Below are 7821 nucleotides of genomic sequence, written 5' to 3'. Positions count from 1 at the left end.
ATCTCATTATTTTTATGGTAGCTCATCCCCCAAACACAAACTCAACTGGAATGAATTCAAGAAAAATATTAAACATGTCTCTCTGGGATGTTCCGCATGGTCATCAACATTAAAAAAAATATTAAAACACGCAGAAAAAGATGAGCAAACGACCATTTCCGTAAAATTATTCAACCCAGGAGATATAGTCATCGCGATCATCAAAGCCTTTGGCGCAAATGATTTTCGATACTTTCCGGAGTTTCAACTCATTGAAAACTCAAAAGACGACTCTCACTTATACTTGGGAATGCTTGTTTGGAACGGGAAAACAATTAAACGACAAGATATAAGTTTTTTAGAAATTGCAGGAGGCCTAGAGGGCTATTTTCTTAGCCGTCAATTTAGCGCTCACTATGATTATTACGATATTTTATGCAGCTCTCTAAACCTGGAAAGCATAGTCATAAAAATATCAAATCCAAGTTCACCCTCGGAGAAAATAGAAATTCTTCGAGAAGGTAAAAAAAGCGCCGAGAGCGAAAGCGAAAAATCACCTCCGCGCACTCTTAATGAGTTTGTACAAAACCACCCAGAATTCAAGGCAAGTCTCATCAATTCCGTCAGAGGCATTACAGATGGCCTCATATAATTGGTTCAACAGCAGTGTTGCTCTTTGGATTTGACAAAATGCATAGTTCGGTTAAATCCGTCCTTCAGCGAACTTTTGAATCCGCTGCGCCGTGTCTGGGTCCGCAAAGCACGCATTCGCCGCCTTGCCCTCCGCCATCAACGCCTCTTCGATCCGCGGCCCCAGACCGGAAGTGAGCACGCGTTTGAGCCGGGCGGTGGCGCCGGCCGAACGGGTGGCCACCTCGGCGGCCAGGGCCATGGCGGTGGACCGCATCTGATCGGCGGGCACCACACGGTTGACGAGGCCCAGGGCCTTCAGGTCCACAGCGCTCTGGCGCTCGCCCAGCACGATGAGTTCCATGGTGCGCTGGTGGCCCAGTATCTGGGGCAGCAGGTGGGTGACGCCGCCGGTGACGAAGTGGCCCAGCGCCATTTCGGGGAAGAAGCAGACCAGGGTGTCGGCCGCCACGACCATGTCGCAGTTGAGCACCCATTCGAAGCCGCCCCCCACGGCATAACCGTGCACGGCGCCGATGACGAGCTTGGGGCCGAACATGATGTCGCGCGTGATCTGCTGGATGCGCTCGCAGTGCTCGGCGATGGCGGCGGGGCTTTCGGACTGTTCGCCGAAATCTTTGAGGTCGTCGCCCGCACAGAAGGCACGGCCGGCGCCGGTGAAGACGATGCACTGCGTGGCGGGCTCGTTCTGCGCGGCCTGCAGGGCGGTGTGCAAATCGACCAGCAAAGTACCGCTGATGGCGTTGAGGCGCTCGGGGCGCTGCAGGGTGACGACGCTCACGGCGCCCTCAATCGTGTGAATGGCAAAAGTCATGAAGGTGTCTCGCTTTCTTCGTTCGTTGGATGGACAGATGATCAGTGGGTGGAGCGCGGCGCCTCGGCCTCGCGGTCCCATGTGCCTGGCACGATGCCTTCCGCCTGCAGGCGGAATTTCTCGACCTTGTCGGTGGGGGTCTTGGGCAGGGCGGGCAGCAGGCGCAGGTAGCGCGGCACCATGAAGCGGGCCATGTGCTGGCTGCAATGCGTTGCCAACGCAGCGGGGGCCAGGCTTGCACCGGGGCGCAGCACCACGCAGGCCATGACCTCCTCCTCGGTCATGTCGCTGGGCACGCCGAACACGGCGCATTCGAGCACGTCGGGGTGCGCCTCAATGCCCATCTCGACCTCGGCGGCGGAGATGTTTTCACCGCGGCGGCGCACGATGTCCTTGGTGCGGCCGACGAAGTACATGTATCCCTCTTCGTCCTGGCGCAGCAGGTCGCCGGTGTGGAACCACAGGTCCCTGAAGGCGGCGAGCGTGGCCTCGGGCATGCCGTAGTAGCCCTGCATGAGCAGGCCAGGCTGCTCGGGGCGCAAGAGCAGTTCGCCGGGCTGGCCCACGGGCACTTCGAAGCCCTGCGGGTCTGCCAGCCGTGCACGGAAAGCAGGGTCCACCCTGCCGCACGAACCCATGCGCCGTGGTTCGTGCAGCGGCGTGTACATGACACCACCGGCCTCGGTGGAGCCGTACAGCTCCACCAGGCGGCAGCCAAAGCGCTCCTCGAACTGCGGGGCGAACGCCGGCAGAGGCACGCCCCAGCCCAGACGGGCGCGGTGGTCGCGGTCGCGCGGGGATGGAGGCTGCTTCCACAGCATGGTGACCGTGGCGCCCATGAAGTCGAACACGGTGGCCTGCAGGGCGCGCACCTCGTCCCAGTAGCGCGATACGCTGAAACGCTCGCCGATGGCGGCCACGCCGCGCAGCAGCAGTGCGGGCACGATGGTCATGACGGTGGCATCCAGGTGGAACATCGGGTAGGGGCAGTACAGCACGTCGTCGGCGCGCAGCTCGAGCCCCTCTATGAACAGCTGCGCCTGCGCGAGCACGAAGCGATGCCCAATCATGGCCGCCTTGGATCGGCCCGTGGTGCCCGAGGTGTAGAGCAGCAGGCACAGTGCGTCGCAAGCGACTTCGGGGCGCGGCAGGGTGTGCTCTGTGGGCTCCACGCTGCGCAGCAGGGCGTAGGGTGGGCAGCGCTCGGTATCTCCGCCCAGCACAAAGACCTGGGTAGCCGTGGCCAACTGGCCCTGCACCTCGGCCCACTGCGCATGCAGCGTGGCATGCACCACGGCCAGGCGGCTTTCCACCAGGTTGACCGCATCGGCCAGCGCCCCGCCGCGAAACGAGGTGTTGACCGGCGCTGCCACGGCGCCCAGCTTGGCCAGCGCGAACCAGAGCACCGCCATCTCGATGCAGTTGGGCAGCATGAGGCTCACGTGGTGGCCCGCGCACACGCCCTGGGCATGCAGACCGGCGGCCAGGCGATCGCTCTCCTCGTCGATCTGGCGGTAGGTCCATTCACCCGACGCCATGCGGATGAAGGGCTGGTGTGGCACCTCAGCAGCCGCGCGGCGCAGCTCGGCGCCAAGCGAGGGGGCGAAGGGATCGTGGGTGGCGGAGGAAGGGGCGTTGACCATGGCTGTTGCAGGATAGAAAGGCCCTGCTCACAGGGCAAGCTCCGTGCCACACGCTGCAGCCTGGGTTTGCCTGCAAGCGCCTCGCATCGACGTGGCTGCGAGCGATATGATTTGCAACGACCGTTCAATAGTTGAACGTTTCATATTGCAATGCCATGCCCACCAAGCGACCGCCTGCCCCCGTCCCTGCCGCCACCAGCCCCGACGACCTGCTGGAGCGCCAGGGCCAGCTCATCGAGGAACTGAAGACCCTGGTCAACCATGTGCCCTATGGGCTGATGGTGCTGGAGCCGGGCGGCGTGGTGCGCCACCTCAATGCCGAGGCAGCGCGCCAGTTGCGGCTGCCGCGCCACCTGGCGCAGGGGCGCACGCTGGGCTCGCTGCTGGACTTCGACACCATGGTGGAGCAGGTGTTCCTGACGGGTGAGGGTTACACCGACCGCGAGCGCGTGATCTCCACCCCGCGCTTTCAGCTGCATGTGCTGGACACGGCGGTGCCCGTGAAGGCGGCGGACGGGCGCGTGCTGTCGGTGGTGAACACCTTTCGCGAGATCAGTGGCGTGCACCGCCTGGCGGACCGGCTGGCGGGCAGCCAGGCACGTCATACCTTCGACAGCATGGTCGGGCAGAGCCCGGCGCTGCGGGCCACCATCGCCGCGGCACGCAAGGCGGCGGCCGGCCAGGCCAATGTGCTGCTGTGCGGCGAGAGCGGCACGGGCAAGGAGGTGCTGGCCCAGGCGATTCACAACGCGAGTGCGCGGCGCGAGGGCCCCTTCATCGCGGTGAACTGCGCGGCGCTGCCGCGCGACCTGATCGAGAGCGAATTGTTTGGCCATGCGCCGGGCGCTTTCACCGGGGCGCAGCGCGAGGGGCGGCCGGGCAAGTTCGAGGCGGCCAGTGGCGGCACGATTTTTCTGGACGAGGTGTCGGAGTTGCCGCTCGACGTGCAGGCCAAGCTCCTGCGCGTGCTGCAGGAGCGCGAGGTGGTGCGCCTGGGCAGCACGCGCGCCGTGCGCGTGGATGCGCGGGTCATCACCGCCAGCAACCGCGACCTGCATGCCATGGTGGCGCGCAAGGAGTTCCGCGAAGACCTGTACTACCGCTGCCATGTGATTGCGGTCACCCTGCCCCCGCTGCGCGAGCGCCTGGCCGACGTGGCGCTTCTGGCCACGCATTTCCTGGCGCGCTATGGCGCGGCGCTGGGCAAGCCGGTACATGAATTGCCACCCGCCGTGCTGGCCGCGCTGCTGCAACACCCGTGGCCGGGCAATGTGCGCGAGCTGGAGAACGCGATGGAGCGGCTGGTGAACCTGAGCGAGGGCGGCACGCTCGATGCCGCAGTGCTGGGCCTGGTGCCGGCGTCGCACGGCGCGCAGCCCCCTGCGGATTCATCAGCCCCCAGCACCGAGGTGCGCAGCCTGCGCGCGGCGGAGCGCGAGGCCATCGTGCACGCGCTCAAGGCCCACCGCTTCAATGTGACGCGCACGGCGCAGGCCCTGGGCATTGCCAAACCCACGCTGTATGCCAAGCTGCGGCTGCACGGCATCGCACTGGAGCGGCCGCTGTCGTAGTCAGCGCCCGGTCTACTTCGCCACGTAATCGTGCGGAGGGTGCAGCGGCTCGGCGGGTTCCTCCGCGGCCACGGCCGTGTTGGCGCCGGGCACGGCCTTGCGGGCGAACAGCGTGTACATGGTGGGCACGACGAAGATGGTGAGCAGCGTGCCCAGCGACATGCCGCCCACGATCACCCAGCCGATCTGAGAGCGTGTTTCGGCACCGGCGCCCGAGGCCAGGGCCAGGGGGATGGCGCCGAGCACCATGGCACCCGTGGTCATGAGGATGGGGCGCAGGCGCTGGGCCGAGGCCTTGACGAGCGCGTCCACCATCTCCAGGCCCTGCTCGCGCAACTGGTTGGTGAACTCCACGATCAGGATCCCGTGCTTGGTGATCAGCCCCACCAGAGTGATCAGCCCAATCTGCGAATACACGTTGAGCGAGCCCCCGCTCCACTTGAGCGCCAGCAGCGCACCGATCATGGACAGCGGCACCGACACCATGATCACCAGTGGGTCGATGAAGCTCTCGAACTGCGCGGCCAGCACCAGGAAGATGAACACCAGCGCCAGCACGAAGACGATACCCAGGGCGCCCTGCGAGCTGCGGAACTCGCGCGAGGTGCCATTGAGGTCGGTGGTGTAGCCGGGCTTGAGCACCTTGGCGGCCGTCGCGTCCATGAAGGTCAGGGCCTCGCCCAGCGAATACTCAGGCGTCAGGTTGGCGGTGATGGTGGCCGAGCGGCGCTGGCCGAAGTGATTGAGTTCGCGCGGGCTCACGCTTTCCTGCACCTTGACCAGGCTCGAGAGCGGGATCATCGCGTCGTTGCGGCCGCGCACGTAGATGCTGTCGATGTTCTCGGGCGTGGTGCGGCCGCTGGCCTGGGTCTGCACGATCACGTCGTACTGCTCGGCGTCGCGCTTGTAGCGCGTGACGGTGCGCCCGCCCAGCATGGTTTCCACCGCCTTGGCCACTACGTCCACGCTCACACCCAGGTCGGCGGCGCGGTCGCGGTTGACTTCGATGCGCAGCTCGGGCTTGTTCAGGCGCAGGTCCACATCGGGAGAGATGATGCCGGGGTTCTTGGCGATCTCGGCCATCATTTCGGCGGCGACGGCGTTGAGGTTCTCGTAGCTGTCGGAGGTCTGGATCACGTAGGTAAGCGGGCGTGCGCGAAAGCCCTGGCCCAGCGACGGCGGCGTGATCAGGAAGGCATTGACCCCCGGCAGACTGGCCACCTTGGGCTGCAGCTCGCGCACCATGTTGAGTGTGCTGCGCGAGCGATCCTCCCAGTCCACGGTGCGGTAGATCACGCTGCCCTGGGCCACGGTGGGGTTGCCGATGTTGGCGAAGATGCGGTCGAACTCGGGGTACTCGCGGCCCACCTTCTCCAGCTCCAGCGCGTAGCGGTTGGTGTAGTCGAGCGTGGCGCCATCGGGTGCGGTGACGTTGACCAGGATGGTGCCCCGGTCTTCAAGTGGCGAGAGTTCCTGGCGCATGCTGGGGTAGACCAGCACCAGCGCGGCACCGCTGACCGCCATGACGACCAGCACCAGCCAGCGCGCCTGGAACAGCACGCTGCGCACGCCGCCACCCTTGCCGCCCCAGCGCGCGGTGACGATCCAGCGCAACAGCCGGCCATAGGCGTCGGACAGGGCCGTGAGCCAGCGCTCCATGGAACGGTCAAACCAGTTGGGCTTGGGGTTGTGTTTGAGCAGCAGCGAGCACATCATGGGCGACAGCGTGAGCGCCACGAAGCCCGAGACCACCACCGCGCCGGCCAGCGCCAGCGCGAACTCGACGAACAGCCGCCCCGTGCGGCCCGGCGTGAAGGCCAGCGGCGCATACACCGCGACCAGCGTGAGCGTCATGGCCACGATGGCAAAGCCAATCTCGCGCGCGCCCTTGATGGCGGCCGAGAACGGGTCCAGCCCCTCCTCGATGTGCCGGTAGATGTTCTCCAGCATCACGATGGCATCGTCCACCACCAGGCCGATGGCCAGCACAAGGGCCAGCAGGGTGAGGGTGTTGATCGAAAAACCCGCCAGCGACATCAGCGCGAAGCTGCCCACCAGGCTTACCGGGATGGTGACGATGGGGATGATGGAGGCGCGCGCCGTGCGCAGGAAGACGAAGATCACCAGCGCCACCAGCACCACGGCCTCGGCAATGGTGGTGTAGACGCTTTTCACCGAGCGATCAATGAACACCGAGTTGTCGTTGGCGATGTCGATGGTGATGTCGGGCGGCAGGTCGGCCTTGAGCGTGGGCAGCATGGCGCGCACGCCGGCCGACAGCTCCAGCGGGTTGGCCGTGGCCTGGCGGATGACGCCCATCGAGATCGCGTCGCGCCCGTTCAGGCGCACGCGGCTGCGGTCGCTGGCGGCGCCCTCCTCCACCCGGGCCACGTCGCGGATGCGCACCGGAAAGCCGTTGACGGTGCGTATCACCACGTTCGCGAACTGCGCGGGGCTGGCCAGGTCGGTCTGGGAGGTGACGCTGAACTCGCGCTGCTGCGACTCGATGCGGCCGGCCGGCAGCTCCAGGTTGTTGCGGCGGATGGCGTCTTCCACGTCCTGCGTGGTCAGGCGGTAGCCGGCCATGCGCTCGGGGTCCAGCCACACACGCATGGCGTAGCGGCGCTCGCCGTAGATGGGCACGTCGGCCACGCCGGTCACGGTCTGCAGGCGCGGCTTGACGATGCGGTTGAGCAGGTCGTTGATCTCCAGCGGGGTGCGCGTGTCGCTGCTGAAGGCCAGCCACATCACGGGCGAGGCGTCGGCCTCGACCTTGGCGATGACGGGCTCGTCCACCGCGTCGGGCAAGCGGTTGCGCACGCGGGCGGTGCGGTCGCGCACTTCGGCGGCGGCGTTGTCGGCGTCTTTCTCCAGGCGAAAGCGCACGCTGATCTGGCTTTGCTCGGCGCGGCTGATGGAGGTGATCACGTCCACCGCGTCGATGCCAGCAATCGAGTCTTCGAGCGGCTTGGTGACCTGCGATTCGATCACCTCGGCCGAGGCCCCCGCGTAGCGCACGCTGACGGTGACCACGGGCTCGTCGATCTTGGGGTATTCGCGCACCGACAGGCGCGTGAAGCTCACCGCCCCGATCAGCAGCACCAAAAGCGACAGCACGGTGGCCAACACCGGCCGGCGGATCGATAGTTCGGCGAGTTGCATG

The 7821-nt window shown here is 65.4% G+C and carries 5 protein-coding genes; 2 read left to right on the top strand and 3 right to left on the bottom strand.

Translation table 11 applies throughout. The annotated features are described in order from the left end of the window. On the top strand, positions 1-631 hold a 631-nt coding region (locus tag QYL93_RS27555), incomplete at its 5' end, for a hypothetical protein (protein WP_305746657.1). Positions 632-682: 51 nt separating this feature from the next. Here the strand turns inward: QYL93_RS27555 and QYL93_RS27550 are convergent. Continuing rightward, positions 683-1444, bottom strand: coding sequence for an enoyl-CoA hydratase/isomerase family protein (locus QYL93_RS27550; RefSeq protein WP_305746656.1), 762 nt, complete (start codon positions 1442-1444; stop codon positions 683-685). Positions 1445-1485: 41 nt separating this feature from the next. After that, positions 1486-3087 carry an AMP-binding protein gene (locus QYL93_RS27545; RefSeq protein WP_305746655.1) on the bottom strand — a complete coding sequence of 534 codons (1602 nt, stop codon included), beginning with the start codon at positions 3085-3087 and terminating at the stop codon, positions 1486-1488. Between the two features lie 155 nt (positions 3088-3242). Between QYL93_RS27545 and QYL93_RS27540 the strand changes: the two genes are divergently transcribed. Next, on the top strand, positions 3243-4658 hold the full coding sequence (locus QYL93_RS27540) for a sigma-54-dependent Fis family transcriptional regulator (protein ID WP_305746654.1): 1416 nt from the start codon (positions 3243-3245) through the stop codon (positions 4656-4658). A gap of 12 nt (positions 4659-4670) precedes the next feature. Here QYL93_RS27540 and QYL93_RS27535 read toward each other — a convergent pair whose 3' ends face one another. Beyond that, positions 4671-7820 carry an efflux RND transporter permease subunit gene (locus QYL93_RS27535; protein ID WP_305746653.1) on the bottom strand — a complete coding sequence of 1050 codons (3150 nt, stop codon included), beginning with the start codon at positions 7818-7820 and terminating at the stop codon, positions 4671-4673. Position 7821 lies beyond the last annotated feature (1 nt).

The sequence above is a fragment of the Acidovorax sp. A1169 genome (genome assembly GCF_030704685.1).
Taxonomy (GTDB): Bacteria; Pseudomonadota; Gammaproteobacteria; order Burkholderiales; family Burkholderiaceae_C; genus Acidovorax.
The sequence above is the reverse complement of the archived record's forward strand: the minus strand, read 5'-3'. Positions and strand labels throughout refer to the sequence as shown.

What these genes read in the sequence shown, in the direction of transcription:
- QYL93_RS27550 (WP_305746656.1), bottom strand. Translation starts at nt 1,444, where the DNA reads ATGACTTTTGCCATTCACACGATTGAGGGCGCCGTGAGCGTCGTCACC.
- QYL93_RS27540 (WP_305746654.1), top strand. Translation starts at nt 3,243, where the DNA reads ATGCCCACCAAGCGACCGCCTGCCCCCGTCCCTGCCGCCACCAGCCCC.
- QYL93_RS27545 (WP_305746655.1), bottom strand. Translation starts at nt 3,087, where the DNA reads ATGGTCAACGCCCCTTCCTCCGCCACCCACGATCCCTTCGCCCCCTCG.
- QYL93_RS27535 (WP_305746653.1), bottom strand. Translation starts at nt 7,820, where the DNA reads ATGCAACTCGCCGAACTATCGATCCGCCGGCCGGTGTTGGCCACCGTG.